Raw genomic sequence first — 17,263 nt, forward strand, 5'->3', positions numbered from 1 at the left:
TCACGACTTGCTCCCCTCCCCCTGGCGGGGGAGGGGCTGGGGAAGAGGGGGCGAACGAAGCCAGCATCCCCCTCTTCCCACCCCACCCCTGCCCAAACATCGGGGAGGGAGTTCCGGGGCACCGATGCGCAAGGAAATCCGTGCGCACGGGTGCCCCCCGCGATTCCAGTCTCGGAGCTTTGCATGCGCGTATCGGTCCGCCTGATGTCCTTTGGCCTGATGTCCTTTGGCCTGTTGCTGTTGGCCCTGCCCGGCTTTGCCCTTGCGAATCAATCCCTGCGGGTGGAGCCGCCTTTCTGGTGGGTAGGCATGCGCGACCCGTCGCTGCAGCTGATGATTCATGCGCCGGACATCGCAAAGGCCGAAGCGCGAAGCGTCTCCAAAGACGTCACGATCACCGCCCAGCACCGACTCAGCAGTCCAAACTACCTGTTCGTGGACCTGGTGATCGCAGCCGACACGGCGCCGGGAACGGTGTCCTTGGAACTGACGCGCGACGGCCAATCGGTGGCGCAGATCGAGTACCCGCTGCAGGCGAGGCGCAAGGGCTCGGCAGATCGAGTCGGCTTCGGCCCGCAGGACGCCATCTATCTGCTGGTGCCGGACCGCTTCGCCAATGGCGATCCACGCAATGACAACAGCGCCGATACGCTGGAAAAGATCGATCGCAGCAAGCCAGGCGGACGTCACGGTGGCGACCTGGCCGGAATGTCTCAGGCCCTGCCCTATCTGGCAGATCTCGGCATTACCCAGATCTGGCCGACGCCGCTGGTCGAGAACGATATGCCGGCCTATTCCTATCACGGCTATGCGCCCACCGATCTGTACCGCATCGATCCACGTTTCGGTAGCAATGAGGATTACCGCGCATTTGTCGCCGCTGCCGGCCAACGCGGCATCGGGGTGATCCAGGACATCGTGCTGAATCACATTGGCTCGCATCACCACTGGCTGCGCGATCCACCCAGCGCTGACTGGATCAACGGCAACGGCCAGTTCAGCCCGACCACCCATGCCCGCACCACGGTGCAGGATCGCTACGCGGCAGCTGTCGACCGCGACGAGTTCCTGCAGGGCTGGTTTGTCGAGACCATGCCGGATCTCAATCAGCGCAACCCATTCCTTGCGACCTACCTGATCCAGAATAGCCTGTGGTGGATCGAGTACGCCGACCTCTCGGGCATTCGCGAAGACACCTACCCCTACTCCGAGCCCGACTTCCTCGCCCGCTGGTCGAAACGGATTGTTCAGGAATATCCGAGCTTCTCGATCGTTGGCGAAGAGTGGAGTCGCAACCCCACCATCGTTTCGCACTGGCAGGCCAACGCCGGACAATCACGTCACGCCGACAGCGCCACCAATGCCATGATGGATTTTCCGCTGTACTACGAGCTGAGTGAGGCCCTGGCGCAGGACGATGGCCAGAAAGCGCTGGATCGGCTGTATCAGGCTCTGGTCAACGACGCCTTGTACCCGGCGCCGGAACGCATGGTGTTGTTTGACGGCAATCACGATACGCCGCGGCTGTATTCCTTGCTCGGAGAGGATCAAGGACGCTACCGCGCGGCGCTCACCTACTTGCTCACCCTGCCGCGCACACCGCAACTCTTCTACGGCTCGGAAGTGGCGATGAGCAGCCCGGTGGAGCGCGATGACGGGCGGGTCAGAGGCGATTTCCCCGGCGGCTGGGCGGGCGACAAGGTCAATGGTTTCACCGGCGCCGGCCTGACCGACACGGCGCGTCGGACCCAACAGCTGGTTCGCAGCCTGCTGCGCTTCCGTCGCAGCTCCAGCGCACTCACCCGCGGCGATCTGATTCATTTTCTGCCCAAGGACGGTGTGTACGTGTTCGCCCGGCGCAGCGCCGAGCAGACTGTCCTGGTGGCGATCAATCGCAGCGCAATGGAGCAAACGCTTGACGCCCGACGCTTCCGTGAAGCCTTGGGCGATGCAGGGGAACTGCTGGATGTGCTGGATCAGACCCGGGTCGATCTCGGTCAAGGCATCCGCGTGCCAGCGGACGACATTCGAGTTCTTGAGTCGACGTCAGCGCCGCAGCGCTAGTGTCCTGTCGCAGAAATACTGATGGGCCGATTGCGCGCGGATGGTGAGATTGAGCTCTTCGTAACCCGATACAACGCTGACGCAACCCCTTTCCAGTGGATCGCCACCGCCGACTCAATCTTGCAAAAGATCGCGCGCCTTGCGAAACGTATTTCTGCGACAGGACACTAGCCTCGGGCCTCCCTCAAGCACGCTGTGGCCGATACTCCACGATCAGCACCTCGGCGTCGCTCTCAAGACCATCAAATGCGCGTAGCATGCAGGCCCGCGACCAGTCGCGGGCTCGGTTGCCGGATCCCGAGCCAATCAGCGGAAACGCCACGCTGCGAAAGCCGTTTCGCTCAACTTCGCGCATCGCGTTTCGCACCGACTGCGTAACCGAATACTCGGTAGCGAACCAGAACAGGTTGATGCCGGCCACATGTACGATGCCCTTGAAGGGCAGTCGGCCCGCCGTGGTCAGGCGCGCTTCGCCCAGGGGGATTGGACCCAAGCGCGCCAATTGTTGAAAGGGCTGCGTTCCGCCGCGTTTCTTGATCGCCGCCGAAACGCCCTGCGGCAACAACAGCCACCAGGGAATGATGTTGCGATTCCAGCTGTTGACGATCACCTCGACCGGCTGATCCAGCAGATCGCCGACGACCATCTGCGGCTTCATATCATCGCGCCAGCTCACCGCGCAAACCAAGGTAGCGCAGCATCTCCCGCGCCCGCTCGGCATTGCCACCCTGGATATCGCCGCTGAGACTCAACAGCGGTCGCAGCAGAGCGGCCAGCGCCGCCGCCTCATCCCAGTCCAGCGTCCATGGATCAGTGGTTTCACTGCCAGGAGATGGCTGCCGCCTCAGCTGCGGTGGGTAATAGCCGACCCGACGCAGCTTACCTTCAATCTTAACTGGTAGATTGACCTCGATAAATTCGCCCCAGGTCGATTCGTAGTCCAGACGATAACTGCCACCGTCACGCAGCACATCGGCCAGCACAATTCGCGCTGGCGGCGGCAGGCGTTCGGATCGCCCATTGTTTGCAATGGCCTGGGCGGCCGGCGAGCTGTGGACGGCGAAACAGCCATTGGCGCAGTATTGACCGGGTGGCATCCATCCAGCGATAGCCTCGGGGTTCTCACACCATCCTTGCGCGCGGCTGGCAAACGCCTTGATCTCCGCGGCCGTCGTCCGGCCCGGCTCGACCACAAACAAGGGCTTGCCGCAGCTCGGGCAGGCATTCAGCGCCGAGGCCGATTCCGCTGCCGACCCAGCACCAGCCCCATCCTGCTGGGGCCGCACATCACCGGATATCAGGCCACTCGCCTGCCTTCTGTTCTCGAACGCGATCAGCAGCTTGGCGACCAGCAGCAAAGCGGCAAGCCCGATCAATGCCCGCCAGTCCCAAAACAAGGCCAGCAGACCGAACAGCAGGAAGACCAGATAAATCGGACTCAGATGGAATCCGGACCTCGGAAGGGAAGGCTGCTCGGACTGTTTGGCGATCGGGGCACTGGGCGCCAACTCCGGCTCGAAACGATACTCAGCCGGTCTGCCGTTGCGCAGCACTCGCAACGCTTCCGGCCCCAGCTCGATCTGCGACCAGACGATCTCCACCCCCTCACCGTGAATCCGCAGTGTCGATTCGTCCAGCACCTCCAGGCTCAGCACCGAGGCGCACAGCGCTGTGGAGCGACTACCCAAGGTCGCTGACACCTGCCCCGGATGAAACCTCAGAACCTCGAACCGTTCCGGGTCGACCAGCGCTACCTGCAAGCCGTGTAGTTGGTCTGCGATCATGGCGATCACCTCCAGTCCGGTAAGCGCGCGCCGGTCTGGACTGATGGTAGCGCGCCACATCACAGGGCGACACATCGGCTACCCGCCCTTCGTCTGCGCAACGCCTATCCGGCCCGGCAGCGCAGGCGCCGGCCCGTGCGACCCTATTCGAAGCCCGACCTGAACACCAGGGAGGCTTGCAGACTGAACTCGAAGGGCCCGAGATCGACGCCCGCGCCTTGTGGACGAGGCACGCCGAGCAGATCACGCTCGATACCCTGTGCGCTGGCCTGATCGATGCCGCTGGACCCCTCGGAGTAGCGAAAGTCACCGTTATGGACAGCGACAAACTGGGGCAGCTCGGTCAAGGTCTCCGGCCAGGCAGGCGCGACCGCCGCACCACTCACCCCTTGCTCGATGGCAAACAGATTGCGGCTGGCGACATCCGGCGCCCGCCCCTGCACAAAGTCGCCGGCACCGCGGCGATCGATCACGATGTTATTGTGAATCTGTGCCTCGCCGCTGAAAGCGAAGGCCAGCACCATGCTGCTCTGGGCCGGATCATGGAGGCTGCCGTAGCCAAACATCAGGTTATGGCTCACCTTGACGCTGCCATCCAGCACCGGTGTACTGAGGCAGATCGGCGTGCCACCGAGCGGCGACTCCGGGTCATTGATGAACAGGTTGTTCCAGACTTCTGCATCGGCGGTGAAATCGCCATAGGTGCCGCAGCCACCTTGATAGTGAAAACCGCAACCGCGCTGATTGCGCACCACGTTGTCATGCACACGGAAGGTGCCGTCAAAGGCGCCGATACCGGTAGCGGCGCCACCGGCGCAGTTTCCACCCTGGCCGTTCTGATCAAAGATATGGAACGCATGCGGCGCGCCGTTGTCATGCAGGTAATTCCAGCCGAACTCATAGGCCTCGGTGGCGGGGCCAGTGCTGCGATTGGAGAGATAGAAGATGTGGTGCAGAAAACTGGTACCGGCGTTGCCAAAATCATGCACGTCATTGCCATAGAATCTACCGCCGCCGGCCTGTCGACCGCTGCCGGACACCACGCCACCGGTGCCTTCGGCGTGCGGACCAAACACCTCGTTGCCGATGAAGCGCATGCGATAGAACGACATCGAAGCGCTGATATTTGATTCCAGCCGCAGCTTGGAGAAGCTCCAATGGTCATTGCCGCCGTAGTGATTGCGCAAGGCTGCGGGGAAATTCACGCTGCGGTTGTCGGCCGTCGGATTGGCGACATTGGAGATGTAAGCCGGCGTGCCCGGGTAGCTGGCGACGAAGAAGGGATGGCTGTCGCTGCCCGCGTAGGGAGTGACGCTGCCGATTCGAACCGAGTCGGTATCGGAGTACCCGCGCAGATAGATCACATCCCCGGGCTGCAATCGGCCTCGGCTGGGATCGGCTGCGCTGTCCAGCGTCTTCCACGGAGCGGCGAAACTGCCGTCTCCCGTGCTGTCGTTGCCACTGTCGGAGACAAAGAAAATGCGTCCGTCACGCACCAGGAAGGGCAGCCCGTTGGACAACTCACCGCCCACTTCAACACGCAGTTGCACCGATTCCGCACCCAGTGACGCCGGCAGCGAGAATGCGATCTCCTGCATGCGATGGTAGCGGCTAAGATCGGCTGGCCCACCCGGCGCCTGACCATCAGCGGGCTTCCAGTAGTACACATGCGCTGCCTGGAGCCGCTCGCCTCCCGCGCGCTCCAGCCAGACGATGCTGCTCGACTGCGTATCGCCCAGCCCCTGCCCCCATACCGTCACGATGCTGCCGTGCTGCGCTTCGCTCAAGCCGCCCGCGGCATCACTGTTGCCGCTGCTCGGTCCACTAACCAGATCACTGAAGCGCAATAGCGGCGCCGTCGACGCCGCAATCGGCAGGCACAGCAGCCCGACAAACACCAGAACTCGACCCAACACGTCCACTCACCCGTGAAATTCAGGGCGCAGGATAGCCGGCTGCCACCACAGGGCGACTGCCGCTGGTCGCTGAATGCGCGCCGGGCGAGGAACTGGCGCATCGTCTCCAGTCGCTGTAAGGAACAAACATGGGGCGTTTCACTATGTCAGCGGCAAACTACGGCTTGCCGCCCTCGCCATCACCAGGAAGGCCATCCTCACCGCCGCCGGCACCTCCACTCCCGGAATCGCCATCGCCGGTGTCGTCACCATCGCCTTCGTCATCATCGCCGCTGCCGGGCCCCGTCGAGCTGCCGCCCGATCCATCGCCACCACGCCCCGTGATCGAAGGCCCGCCGTCGCCGTCGCCAGTGTCGTTGTCCGCCTCGTCTGGTGGTTTCAAATGGAGCGCATCGTATTCGCGGTTCCGCACTTGTGCCTGTTCAGCCTCCCACTGTGGATTGGATTCGGGTCGGTGATAGTGCCGGTCCGCGTTTTTCTCCAGGCTGCGGTCCACCGCACGCTGCAAATAGGCATCGATCAGCGCCAGATCCTTGTCTATTCGCCGCAAGATTCCCTGGGATACTCTCTCCATGGCATCCAGCTGATCCTTGGTCGGCGTAACGCGATCGATCTGCTGCTGGTCAGGGTTGTCGGGTAGTTCGTTTGCAACAAACTTCTGCAGCACCGAATAGCCAGCGATGGCTCTTTCTGGGGAGTTGCTGTTGCCGCTGTAGAGCAATTCCATTCCGACCCAAAGATATCCCCACTGCCTTTCATCAAACGTCTTCATAGTCCTCAACCCCTGTCCGCCGACAACGAAGGAGGCAATCGGCAAGAGCCGAGCGCCCGGAATGCCTTAGGCCGATACCTGACTAAGGTCGATATCAACGCTGTGCTTGAAGGACAACGTCTGCTTATCCAGCACTTTGTGCCCAGGGGTCGACACGGGCCCGGTGGTCGACACTCCGCCCATCACCATCACCATATGCGCGGTCACTTCGAGGGTCAGCGTGACGGTGTTGTCGTAGACCTGGTCGCGCTTGGTCGTCCAGATGCCGTAGTCGTACAGCGGGAAATTGGTGCGCGCCAGCTCGGGAACACCGCGCACTGGCTTGACGTGAGCGATATCGACCTTGACCGGCGGGAAGAGGTCGTCCGGCCCACTGTAGTCGGTCCCGTCCGCGCACTTGCGCAATTCATACGAATGAATGCATGCCGTGTCTGAGGAGCTGTCCAGCAACGCGAAGTCCTTGATCGACCGCCCCACCGTGTCTGAATGCGAAATGCCTGCCGTCAAGGTGTCACCAAAGCTGCCGAGATTGACCGAATCGGAGTGACCGGTCGAGCCGCCTTCGTTGGCAGCTTCAGGGAATCCCCCTTGAAAGACAAAGCAGTTGCCATTGAGCAACATCTTCACTTCCACCTTGTCGCAGTAGTATCCAAGTAGCGCCGCCCGCAACGCCGTACCCAGGTTCAGGAACCCACCGTCTTGCCCCCCTTCTTTGCCTGTGGCCAGCAGTTCGCCAGGTCGAAACGCGCTGTCGCCAGAGTATTCGAGCCGCTTGGCATCATTGTTTCGAAGCGCTACCAGCAGACTCTTGGATTTATCCGGGTTCGCTTGCAGAACGATGTAGTAGAACAATCGCACCGCAGGCGTCTGTGGCCCCTGATTGATGGGAAGATGCATCGGCCCGAACATACCCCAGCCAGGCTGCTTGTTAAGTGCGTCGGCACCCAAGTCCTTCGTGTCTGAAATACAGATCGCACTGCTCATGGTTTCCCCCACGTTTGATGAATGACGCTCACCGCCAGCGATGACGCCCTCCCCTCCGTGCTGCCGACCCAAGTCGCAGGTTGCTGAAAAACCTCCATCCGGGAGTTCTTCGGCCGACTGCTAAGGAATCTCTGAACAAGTTCAGAGATTCCTGCGGTGCACGGATGCACCGCCGCGATCAACAACGTACGTTGTTGATCAGCGTGAGCCGAGTCCGGACCTGTGCCGGATTCGGCGCGTCTGAGTAAGATTTTTCAAGCAAGAGGTTGAAGTTGGACAGCGCCACACTTGAGATGAGCCAGTCGAACGGTTTGCTGGAAATCGAACACTGATCTTCCGTACACCCTCCGTGTCGCATCCGGGCAGGCCACTGAATTTCAGCGGACAGCCCATACAACGCGTTACGAAAGCGCTTGGACAGTAGCACGCTAACAGCGCACATCGGGCTCACTACTGCGAAATTCACAGGACGCAATGATCATTTGGCCGCTCTTACCGTCAAATCGACTTGCCGATCCAGCAAGGCCCATCGGCATCGACCACCAATTGCGAACTCCACACAGAAATCGTTGGGCGGTTTTCAACCTAGTGTCATGTCGCATAAATAACATTCATACATGACGTATACTTTTCCGGGCTTGGTTGCGGGAAACGCTGATGGGCCGATTGCGCGCGGATGGTGAGATTGAGCTCTTCGTAACCCGATACAACGCGTACGAAACCCCTTACCAGTGGATCGCCACCGCCGACTCAATCTTGCAAAAGATCGCGCGCCCTGCGAAACGTATTTCTGCGACAGGACACTAGCCCAGCAGTCGCAGCCGGAGCAGCAATCGTGACGACTCAGGCGAGAAAGCCTCGCGACCGTGCGCCAGCCGCCAGTTGTCGATCACCAGAAGCTCCCCTTGTTGCAACAGAAAGCGCACTGACTGCGCCGCGAGGGCAGCGGCAATGCGATCGACCGCCTGCAGATCGCCATCGTTCAGCGGCGACTGCAACGCTTCGGGATTGAAGCGGGCCGGCGCTCCTTCGGGCAGGGTGACATGCATGCCGCATCGGTAGGGCAAGGGTCGAGTCAGCGTGGGCCGATCGGCGAGCGCCAGCTGCCGCAGGTCGGCAAGCACGGAGGCGCCCCGTCCATCCGGGTCAGCCTGCCAGCAATGCAGCAACACCCAGCGGCACGGACGCTCCAGGAACGCCTCGTCGGTGTGCAGTGGAAAAGCCTCAGAGCCGCTTGAACGCAGCGTTTCACCGAAGCGATTACCTATCGGCTGAGCGAGTGCGCGCACCGATTGCACGCCGCGGCCCTGGTTCAAGTCAGGCTGCCTTGACACGGCACGCAGCGAGGGTGGGCCGAGCAAGGCGGCGACTCGGTGCAGGCCGCAATGATTGGGCTCGATCGGTACACCGGGCAGACGCACCGCACCGCATTCAAGCAGGGTTCGCAGCCACGTCGCGCCGTCGCGCCAGTCATGCGCCGCCGGCCACGGTCGCTGGCTCAGTTCGACACCCACTCCCAGTGATCCTGCAGTGGGCCAACGTCGATACGGTCGGCCCCTTGCTCGGCCAGCCAGCTGCGCATCAGCTCACGATCCACCTCAGTCAGTGAGCCGCCGCCAAAGCGCGAAACGAAGCCATCCAGGGGCTGACGTTCGCCATCGAAGCACCAGCCCTGATAGTCGACAAAGGCCAGCAGCCGATCGTCGGGCTGATCGGCCCAGTGCGAAGGATCGGCTCCACGTAGGGCAAAGCCGAACTCGGCAAACTCGGCCAGCTTGAACTTCTTGCGATGACGACGCCGATGATGCGGACGCAGGGTGTAGAAGCGCATGCGAATCTCCGGTTCGGCGCGAATTCTGCTGCGACTATGCGTGGAGGCCAGCCCCGAATTCAACTGCTCGAGCTGACTCTGCACGGGTTGCCGGTGCGCTTCGTGCAAGGGTGCCTGCCTGGACGGTGGCAGGCGGCCTGGCGGCGCCGGGGATGATAAGGCCCTAAGGAAAGTCTGAATAAGTCCATCCCGGACTTAGTCAGACGCGCCGAGTCCTGCACAGGTCCGGACTCGGCTCACGCTGATCAACAACGTACGTTGTTGATCGCGGCGGTGCATCCGTGCACCGCAGGAATCTCTGAACTTGTTCAGAGATTCCCTAACGCCTCGCTCCGCTCAGGCTGGCTTCGACAAGCTCAGCCAGCGTAGAGCCGAGCACGCTGAAATGCTCAGCCAGCGTAGAGGCGCGCGACCTGAGATGCTCAGCCAGCGTAGAGGCGCGCTCCCTGAGCTTGTCGAAGGGCGCCCGGCCTCCTGCTCGCCTGCACCCGCTCGGCTCACGCTCCTTGGGGCGGGCTTCGACCAGCGCAGCCCGCCAGCCGGTTCACGCCTTCTCGTCGGCCACCCAGGCTTTAACGAGACGTTCCAGCAAGGTCAAGGGCAGATCGCCACCGGTCAGCACCACATCGTGGAAGCCCTTGAGATCGAACTTGTCGCCAAGTTCGGTCTTGGCCTCTTCGCGCAGGCGCAGGATGGTGTTCATGCCGACCTTGTAAGCCAGAGCCTGACCGGGCATCACGATATAGCGCTCGATTTCGGCCACCACATCGGTCGGCGGCATGCCGGTCTTCTCGCGCATGTAATCGATGGCCTGTTCGCGCGTCCATTGCTTGTGGTGCAGGCCGGTATCGACCACCAAACGCACCGCACGGAACATCTCGGCCTGCAGTCGACCGAGGTTGTCCAGCGGGTTCTCCTGATAACCGATCTCCCAGGCCAGGCGCTCGGCATACAGGGCCCAACCCTCGGAGAAGGCGGTAAAGCCGAGGATCTTGCGGAACATCGGCACGCCGGTGAGTTCCTGCTGAATCGTGGTCTGGAAGTGATGACCGGGGATTGCCTCGTGGTAAGCCAGGGTGCGCATGCCGAACTTAGCCACTTCCTTCACTGAGCGAAGGTTGGCGTAGAAGACACCCGGGCGTGAACCATCAAAGGCCGGAGCATTGTAGTAAGCACCGGGCGCGGTCTTTTCGCGAAACTCCGGCACCCGCTTGACTTCGACGCCAATTTTCGGCCGTACACCAAAGTAGGGATCGAGGCCGGCATCAATCTCATCGATGATCTTCTGGTAGTCGGCCAGAATCTGCTCGCGGCCGGCATCGGAGTCTTCATACAACTGATCCGGGCGCTGCGAGATCTGGTCAACACGCTCGCCGATGGTGCCTTCGATCAGCCCCTCGCCGACCAGGATCTCATTCATTTCGGCTTCGATTCGCGCCACCTCGGCCAGTCCAAGCTGATGCACCTCCTCAGGCGTCATCGTGGTGCTGGTGTGCTCGCGCACCTGATAGGCATAGAACGCCTCACCCTGTGGCAGATCCCACACGCCGTTGTTCGGCCGGGCCTTGGGCAGCAACTCCTGGTAGTAGTCGACCAGGGTCTGCATGGCCGGATACACCGAGCGCTCGATGCGCTGCTTGGTGGCGGTAAGAATGCGCTGACGCTGCCCTGCCTCGATGGCCGGCTCGATCTTGTCCAGTTTGTCGACCAAGGTGGCGTACAGCATGTTCTCGTCGGGCTTGGCGGCGACGAAGTCCTTGGCCTCCTGCAGCACCTTCTCGACCACGAAGCGCGGCGGCACGATGCCCTTGTCGACACGCAGCCGTACGCCTTCCATCTGCTGCTCGAAATAGGTCGGAAACTTTTCCAACCGGGCGTTGTAGTCCTCGGCATCGCCCACCGACCGAACCGGATGCTGAGTGGCCATGAAGGTTGGCAAGCCGTTCTGGAAACCAAACAGCTGGTTGGCCGGATAGTTGTGGAAACGGAATGGATCACCTTCAAGCTGGGTGGCGAGGAAGTAGTCCAGCACGTCGTAGCTGAGTTTCTCTTCTTCGGTCAGTGCTTCGCGGTCGTAGCTCTTGAGGGTTTCGTAGTCGTCCTTCAGCTTCTGCCGCAACGTGTCCTGCCGGGCCAACGACACATCGGTGAGGTCGTCGCTGTACCAGTCCAGCCAGCTCGGCAACATGCGCATGCTGGACAGCATCTGCGGGTCATCGATGGCGTACTGGATAAAGGCGCGCTCGTAGAAGAAGCGCAGTGACCAGGGCTTGAAGTTCCATTCATGCAGGAACCAGCCCAGACCTACCACCAGCAACAGTGCAAACAGCCGAAACGGCCACTTCAGCCAACGCCACATACGCATTCCCCAGCAAGCCAATCAGCCGTGCACGATAGCACCGATGGGGTGCGCAAGCGTGGGCCGAAAGGCAGGGGCATCAGTACCCGGCAGCCACTTCCGCCTCACCGAGCTGGGCGGCGCTGTTGCTCAGGCAGGGCTGCTGAAACTCGGTGGCGAGGAAGGCTTCCATCTTATCGAAGTGTTTCAGCGGCTCGCCGTGACCGCCCTCGATCGCCAGGTGTTGGGCGGTATAGGCAAACCCATGGGCGTCGAGCCGCTGCATGATCTGCTCGGCCATCGCCTGAGACGGCCACATTTCATCCTCGGTGGCCGACACCAGCAGCAGCGGACCGCGCAGGTTTTCAGCCGGAATCTGGGCCAGATTCCAGGCAGTTTGATCGGCCATCATGATCTCAAAGGCCGCGCGCAGATCGCCGCTCAGCAGCGGCAAGGTGGCGGACCAGGGCACTGGTACAAACGGCAGCGGCGCGCCACGGTCGGTCCACGACGAAGTCGTCATCACTGGCGTATGGGCGGCGAACACCACACTGGCGGGCACAATTCCTACCACCGCATCGACATCCGGGTATCGGCTGCCCAGAGCCAGCGCCAGCTCGGCCCCTTTGGAACCGCCAATCAGCGCAATGCAACGCGACTCTATTCGAGGATCAGCGGCCGCCTGGACGATCGCCGCATGCACTGCGTCGAGGGCGATGCGATCCAGCTCTTTGGGCGTTTTCGGGCCGCCAAAATAGCCGATCGCCAGGAAGGCATAGCCCTGATCGAGAAATCGCTGTCGTTGCGCCTTCCAGTGATCGCTGGCCCAGGCATTGCCGCCTTCCCCGCCGCCGAACCCCACGATCAAGGGCTGGCGTTCGCCTGGACCCAGGAACAGCCGCTGATCGACCTGCCCGTGCCGCGCCGGTGGGGTTTCGGTATCAAAGGATTCGACCTGATAAACCACGTAGCCGGCCAGGGCGACGGTTCCCAGCAGCAGGACCAGAAAAAAAATGGCGATGATCTTGAACAGCAGGCGCATGGTGTCACTCCCCCGGAAAGTGCATTCCAGAACGCCTGAGTGGCCCCAATGTGACAGCGCCGCTTTCGAACCGTCCATGGGGTTTGTCCCCCACCCCCGCTTCGGTGCATGCTTGGCGCACAACCAAACGATGCTCTGGGGAGGGCCGAGATATGCCGAGCTATACCACCGAGGACATCCGCAATATCGCCCTGGCAGGACACGCAGGCGCCGGCAAAACCACGCTGTTCGAAGCCCTGCTGCAAGCCGGCGGCACCCTGCAGACGGCAGGCACGGTGGAGCGCGGCTCGACCCTTTCGGACTTCGACCCGATGGAAAAGGCCCGTGGCCATTCGATCAACTCAGCCATCGCCTCGATCGACCACGGCGGTTCACACCTGAACCTGATCGACACCCCGGGCTATCCCGATTTTCGCGGCCCCACCCTGTCGGCCCTGGCCGCGGTGGAAACCGTGGCGGTAGTGATCAATGCCGCGACCGGCATCGAATACAGCACCCAGCGGATGATGGATCACGCCAAGGCGCGGCGGCTGTGTCGACTGATCGTGATCAACAAGATCGACGCCCAGGACATCGATCTCAACGCCCTGGTCGAGGACATCCGGCAGACCTTTGGCCGCGAATGCCTGCCGCTGAATCTGCCTGCGGAGAACGGCACCAAGGTGATCGACTGCTTCCGCCAGAACAGCGGCCAGAGCGATCTCGGACCGGTGTCGGATTGGCACCAGCAGATCATCGACCAGGTGGTCGAGATCAATGAAGAGGTGATGGGCCATTACCTCGATCAAGGCGAGGAAGGGCTCAGCGGCGACGAACTGCACGAAGCCTTCGAACAATGCCTGCGCGAACAGCATCTGGTGCCGATCTGCTTTGTTTCCGCGCGCAACGGCACCGGCATCGCTGAACTGCTGGATGTCTGCGAGCACTGGATGCCGAACCCGTTCGAGGCCAACCCGCCGCCCTTTTTCAAGGGTCAGGGCACCCATGCCGTACCGGTGCTGGCCGAACCGCTGGCCGACAAGCATGTGTTGGCCGATGTGTTCAAGATCGTCAACGACCCCTTTGTCGGCAAGCTCAGCATCTTCCGCGTCTATCAGGGCACGGTGAAACGCGACACCCAGCTGTTTATCGACGACGGCAAGAAGCCGTTCAAGGTCGGCCATCTGTTCAAGCTACGCGGCAAGGATCACCTGGAAGTCGACGAGGCGATTCCCGGCGACATCGCCGCGGTCGCCAAGATCGAAGAAATTCACTTCGATGCCGTGCTGCATGACAGCCACGATGAAGATGAATTCCATCTCAAGCCGATCGACTTTCCGCAACCGATGTTCGGCCTGGCGATCGAGCCGGCCAGCAAGGGTCAGGAGCAGAAGCTGGCCAACGCCCTGCACAAACTCAACGAAGAAGATCCCTGTTTCCGCCTCGAACCGCACAATGAACTTAACGAGACGGTCATTCGCGGCTTGGGAGAGCTGCATCTCAAGCTGATGCTGGAGCGGATGAAGGATCGCTACAACGTCGATGTCAGCACCCGCCCGCCGCGCATCGCCTATCGCGAAACGGTGAGCAGCAAGGCTGACGGCCATCACCGGCACAAGAAACAGACCGGTGGCGCCGGCCAGTTCGGCGAGGTCTTCCTGCGTATCGAGCCGCTGCCGCGCGGCACGGGCTTTGAATTCGTCGACGAGGTCAAGGGCGGCACCATCCCGCATCAATTCATTCCAGCGGTGGAAAAAGGTGTTCGGATGGTGCTGGACACCGGCGTGGTCGCCGGCTATCAATTGCAGGATGTGCGCGTCATCGTCTACGACGGCAAACATCACCCTGTAGACAGCAAGGAAGTGGCCTTTGTGCAGGCCGGCAAACGGGCCTTTGTCGATGCGGTGAACAAGGCGCGCCCGCTGGTGCTGGAGCCGGTGGTGAACCTCGATGTTGCGGTTCCGGAAGAAGCCGTCGGCGATATCACCGGAGGCCTCGCCTCGAAGCGCGCACGCATCAATGGCACCGACTCGATGCGCGGCGGTGAGCTGGTGATTCGTGCTCAGGTGCCGCTGGCCGAGGTCGGCGACTATGCCAATGAACTGAAAGCCTCCACCGCCGGTCGCGGCCGCTACACCCTGGAGTTCAGTCACTACGAGCCGGTGCCGCCGCCGACTCAGAAGCAACTGATGGAAGCCTACAAACCGAAGACGGAAGAGGAGTGACGGCCAAGGCCCGACGCGCCAGCAAGGTACGCCGGTTGCCGACATCCCGAATGTCGGCCCGGCCACCATTGGCGATTTCGAGTTGCTGGGTATACGCGCGCCGTCGGATTTGGTCGGCGAGGATCCGTATGCACTGTACAAGCAATTGCAGCGGCTACAGGGCCAACATCTTGACCCTTGCGTCTGCGATGTACTGATCGCCTCGGTGCGATTCATGGAGGGCGCCGAACCGCAGCCTTGGTGGCACTACACGGTGAGAGCAAAGATTCGTGCGTGCACGCCCCCCCCGCTTGCCGAAAATGGCTGGCGCATCCCCGCACCCTGAGCTTGTCGAAGGGTGCCCGGCAAATGCGGCAACGTGTCTGGCGTTCGTTCCGTCGAGGCCGGCGGTGTTGACAGAGCGGGTGAGCCGGGCCACAGGCCGCACTTGGGCTGCCGCTTCGTCCAGGCACCCTTCGACAAACTTAGGGTGCGCCAGCCTGCTAACCCGGATATTTCATGAGGTCGCGCCGAAAGATCCGGCAATTCCAAGCGGGGCGAGAGTTTCGACCGATGGTGTTGAGATAACAGAGTGTTGGCGATCTTTCGGCGCTGGCACGGCCCTCATTCGGCCGCTGCGCGGCTACGCAGGGCATTCGCCCTGAGGTCCTTTGCGCCGATTGCCTCGGTGATCATCCGCGCCCCCTCATGAAATATCCGGGCTAGAGCTTGAGCCCCAACCCATCGCCTCTATAATGCGAGGCCTCTGCGGGGCGCCCGGCGCCTGGCTCTCTTGACTCGATTCTAACGATGCGGTTTCGCGTCGGCGGTTTCGCATTCGCTGGATTCGCCTTGAAAACTTCCCTGTTCTCCGCCCGCGACTGGTTCGGCAACCTGCGCGGCGACATTCTTGCGGGTCTTGTGGTGGCTCTGGCATTGATTCCCGAAGCCATCGCCTTCTCGATCATTGCCGGCGTCGATCCCAAGGTCGGGCTGTACGCCTCGTTCTGCATCGCGGTGGTGATTGCCTTTACCGGTGGCCGCCCAGGCATGATCTCGGCGGCGACGGGTGCGATGGCCCTGGTAATGGTGGATCTGGTCAAGGATCACGGCCTGCAGTACTTGCTCGCCGCCACCCTGCTGTGCGGGTTGTGGCAGATCATCGCCGGCCTGCTGAAACTAGGCGCCTTGATGCGTTTCGTCTCGCGCTCGGTGATCACTGGCTTCGTCAATGCGCTGGCCATCCTGATCTTCCTGGCGCAAATGCCGGAACTGATCGATGTGCCGTGGACGGTTTATGCCATGACCGCCGCCGGGCTGGCCATCATCTATTTGTTTCCCTATCTCACCCGGGCGATTCCCTCGCCCCTGGTCACCATCGTCTTGCTGACCGCGGTAGCGATCGGACTCGATCTCGACATCCGTACCGTCGGCGATATGGGCGAACTGCCCGACAGCCTGCCGGTGTTTCTGCTGCCCAACGTTCCACTGACACTGGATACGCTATGGATCATCCTGCCGGTATCGATCACCTTGGCCGTGGTGGGTCTACTGGAATCACTGCTCACCGCGCAGATCGTTGACGACCTCACCGATACGCCGAGCAACAAGAATCGCGAATGTGCCGGCCAAGGCATTGCCAATATCGGCGCTGGTCTGCTCGGCGGCATGGCCGGCTGTGCGATGATCGGGCAGTCGGTGATCAATGTTAAGTCGGGCGGTCGCGGCCGCCTATCGGCCCTGGTGGCCGGCAGCGTGCTGCTGGTACTGGTGGTGTTCGCCGGCCCCTGGGTCAAGCTTATTCCGATGGCGGCCTTGGTGGCGGTAATGATCATGGTCTCCATCGGCACTTTCAGTTGGAGCTCGATCGTCAACCTGCGCAGCCACCCTAGCAGCTCCAATCTGGTGATGATCGGCACCGTGCTGGTCACCGTGTTCACTCACGATCTTGCCAAAGGCGTGTTCACCGGCGTACTGCTGTCGGCCTTGTTCTTTGCCCGCAAAGTGGGCCAGGTACTGCATATCGAATCGAGCCTGGATGCGGCTGCCGACCGACGCGACTACCGGGTCACCGGACAGGTATTCTTTGCCTCGGCGCAGGCTTTCGCAGCCGGGTTCGACTTCAAAGAGGCAGTGCAGACGGTACGCATCGATGTCAGCGCGGCCCACTTCTGGGACCTCAGCGCGGTCGGGGCACTGGACAAGGTGGTATTGAAGTTTCGCCGCGAAGGCACTGAGGTAGAGATTCTCGGCATGAACAACGCCAGCGCCACCTTGGTGGAACGCCTAGGCGTGCACGACAAAGCACACGCACGCGCCCTGATGGGCGAGCATTGAGGAACAGGTGAC

General features: G+C 61.7%; 13 protein-coding genes. 4 read left to right on the forward strand and 9 right to left on the reverse strand.

What is annotated here, in order from left to right:
• The first annotated feature begins 183 nt into the window (after positions 1-183).
• Positions 184-2,064 (forward strand): glycoside hydrolase family 13 protein, encoded by a 1,881-nt coding sequence (locus tag IFO71_RS11710; RefSeq protein ID WP_192029824.1) that lies wholly within the window; start codon positions 184-186, stop codon positions 2,062-2,064.
• Positions 2,065-2,248: 184 nt separating this feature from the next.
• Here the strand turns inward: IFO71_RS11710 and IFO71_RS11715 are convergent, their stop codons facing one another.
• From IFO71_RS11715 to IFO71_RS11755, 9 genes are all read right to left on the reverse strand, one after another.
• Positions 2,249-2,722: a macro domain-containing protein gene (locus IFO71_RS11715; protein WP_192029825.1), complete on the reverse strand. Its 474-nt coding sequence runs from the start codon at positions 2,720-2,722 to the stop codon at positions 2,249-2,251.
• A gap of 1 nt (position 2,723) precedes the next feature.
• Positions 2,724-3,848, reverse strand: a complete 1,125-nt coding sequence (locus IFO71_RS11720) for a hypothetical protein (RefSeq protein WP_192029826.1) — start codon at positions 3,846-3,848, stop codon at positions 2,724-2,726.
• A 143-nt stretch (positions 3,849-3,991) separates the two neighbouring features.
• Complete coding sequence (locus IFO71_RS11725; protein ID WP_192029827.1) at positions 3,992-5,764, reverse strand: choice-of-anchor Q domain-containing protein; 1,773 nt, start codon at positions 5,762-5,764, stop codon at positions 3,992-3,994.
• A 157-nt stretch (positions 5,765-5,921) separates the two neighbouring features.
• The gene (locus tag IFO71_RS11730; RefSeq protein ID WP_192029828.1) at positions 5,922-6,581 is read right to left on the reverse strand and encodes a hypothetical protein; all 660 of its coding nucleotides are present in this window, start codon (positions 6,579-6,581) and stop codon (positions 5,922-5,924) included.
• A gap of 21 nt (positions 6,582-6,602) precedes the next feature.
• A complete protein-coding gene (locus IFO71_RS11735; protein ID WP_192029829.1) occupies positions 6,603-7,520 on the reverse strand; it encodes a hypothetical protein in 918 nt (305 codons plus the stop codon).
• A gap of 803 nt (positions 7,521-8,323) precedes the next feature.
• Positions 8,324-9,034 (reverse strand): TauD/TfdA family dioxygenase, encoded by a 711-nt coding sequence (locus tag IFO71_RS11740; RefSeq protein WP_192029830.1) that lies wholly within the window; start codon positions 9,032-9,034, stop codon positions 8,324-8,326.
• On the reverse strand, positions 9,019-9,459 hold the full coding sequence (locus IFO71_RS11745; protein WP_192029831.1) for a 50S ribosome-binding protein YggL: 441 nt from the start codon (positions 9,457-9,459) through the stop codon (positions 9,019-9,021). The genes IFO71_RS11740 and IFO71_RS11745 overlap by 16 nt, the downstream gene beginning before the upstream one ends.
• A 436-nt stretch (positions 9,460-9,895) precedes the next feature.
• Positions 9,896-11,710, reverse strand: a complete 1,815-nt coding sequence (locus IFO71_RS11750) for a DUF885 domain-containing protein (protein WP_192029832.1) — start codon at positions 11,708-11,710, stop codon at positions 9,896-9,898.
• Between the two features lie 79 nt (positions 11,711-11,789).
• Positions 11,790-12,731, reverse strand: a complete 942-nt coding sequence (locus tag IFO71_RS11755) for an acyl-CoA thioester hydrolase/BAAT C-terminal domain-containing protein (protein ID WP_192029833.1) — start codon at positions 12,729-12,731, stop codon at positions 11,790-11,792.
• 152 nt (positions 12,732-12,883) lie between these two features.
• Between IFO71_RS11755 and fusA the strand changes: the two genes are divergently transcribed.
• From fusA to IFO71_RS11770, 3 genes are all read left to right on the forward strand, one after another.
• A complete protein-coding gene (fusA, locus tag IFO71_RS11760; protein ID WP_192029834.1) occupies positions 12,884-14,935 on the forward strand; it encodes an elongation factor G in 2,052 nt (683 codons plus the stop codon).
• 43 nt (positions 14,936-14,978) lie between these two features.
• Positions 14,979-15,260: a helix-hairpin-helix domain-containing protein gene (locus IFO71_RS22645; protein WP_192029850.1), complete on the forward strand. Its 282-nt coding sequence runs from the start codon at positions 14,979-14,981 to the stop codon at positions 15,258-15,260.
• A gap of 506 nt (positions 15,261-15,766) precedes the next feature.
• Positions 15,767-17,251: a SulP family inorganic anion transporter gene (locus tag IFO71_RS11770; protein ID WP_425502891.1), complete on the forward strand. Its 1,485-nt coding sequence runs from the start codon at positions 15,767-15,769 to the stop codon at positions 17,249-17,251.
• The last annotated feature ends 12 nt before the right edge of the window (positions 17,252-17,263 follow it).

Source organism: Pseudomarimonas arenosa (genome assembly GCF_014841215.1).
GTDB classification, from domain to species: domain Bacteria; phylum Pseudomonadota; class Gammaproteobacteria; order Xanthomonadales; family Xanthomonadaceae; genus Pseudomarimonas; species Pseudomarimonas arenosa.

Coding starts and splice junctions, on each gene's coding strand:
- IFO71_RS11710 (WP_192029824.1), top strand. CDS start 184: ATGCGCGTATCGGTCCGCCTGATGTCCTTTGGCCTGATGTCCTTTGGC.
- IFO71_RS11715 (WP_192029825.1), bottom strand. CDS start 2,722: ATGAAGCCGCAGATGGTCGTCGGCGATCTGCTGGATCAGCCGGTCGAG.
- IFO71_RS11720 (WP_192029826.1), bottom strand. CDS start 3,848: ATGATCGCAGACCAACTACACGGCTTGCAGGTAGCGCTGGTCGACCCG.
- IFO71_RS11735 (WP_192029829.1), bottom strand. CDS start 7,520: ATGAGCAGTGCGATCTGTATTTCAGACACGAAGGACTTGGGTGCCGAC.
- IFO71_RS11750 (WP_192029832.1), bottom strand. CDS start 11,710: ATGTGGCGTTGGCTGAAGTGGCCGTTTCGGCTGTTTGCACTGTTGCTG.
- IFO71_RS11755 (WP_192029833.1), bottom strand. CDS start 12,731: ATGCGCCTGCTGTTCAAGATCATCGCCATTTTTTTTCTGGTCCTGCTG.
- fusA (WP_192029834.1), top strand. CDS start 12,884: ATGCCGAGCTATACCACCGAGGACATCCGCAATATCGCCCTGGCAGGA.